General features: G+C 64.0%; 2 pseudogenes. Both read right to left on the reverse strand.

What is annotated here, in order from left to right:
- Nucleotides 1–61: 61 nt before the first annotated feature.
- A pseudogene (locus U8L64_RS20150) lies at nucleotides 62–157 on the reverse strand (amino acid ABC transporter substrate-binding protein); the annotation flags it as partial.
- A gap of 72 nt (nucleotides 158–229) precedes the next feature.
- A pseudogene (locus tag U8L64_RS20155) lies at nucleotides 230–307 on the reverse strand (SURF1 family protein); the annotation flags it as partial.
- Between the last annotated feature and the right edge of the window lie 68 nt (nucleotides 308–375).

A 375-nucleotide genomic window follows, 5' to 3' on the forward strand; every position in this document is an offset into this window, starting at 1 on the left:
CGCGCGACGCGAGAAGCTCGCGGCCTACCAGGTACTCTCGGCGTACATCAACCACTCCATTCGCCGTCCTCGCGAAATCCATCTCGTCCAGACGCTGCGTCACCAGCCGCGCATCGGCCAGGATATCGACCCGACCGCTGCGCACTTCGTCGTGAGCACATGGAACTGGCCGTACCACTTGTGCACGCCCTGCATCTGGATGACCGGCTCGCTCGCCTGCTCCGGTCGCCACGCCGACCTGGCCGTCGCGCGTGCGGCTGTCGAGCAGAAAGCTGTGCGCGGCATCGAAGCGCCCCTGCAAGTACAAAAAGCTCGCACAATAATGGTGCACGACGGAGCCGCAAGGCTCCGTTTTTTTGTCCGGCGAACTTCGGG

Origin of the sequence: Pseudomonas sp. FIP_A4 (assembly GCF_036701605.1) — a bacterium.
Taxonomy (GTDB): domain Bacteria; phylum Pseudomonadota; class Gammaproteobacteria; order Pseudomonadales; family Pseudomonadaceae; genus Stutzerimonas; species Stutzerimonas phenolilytica.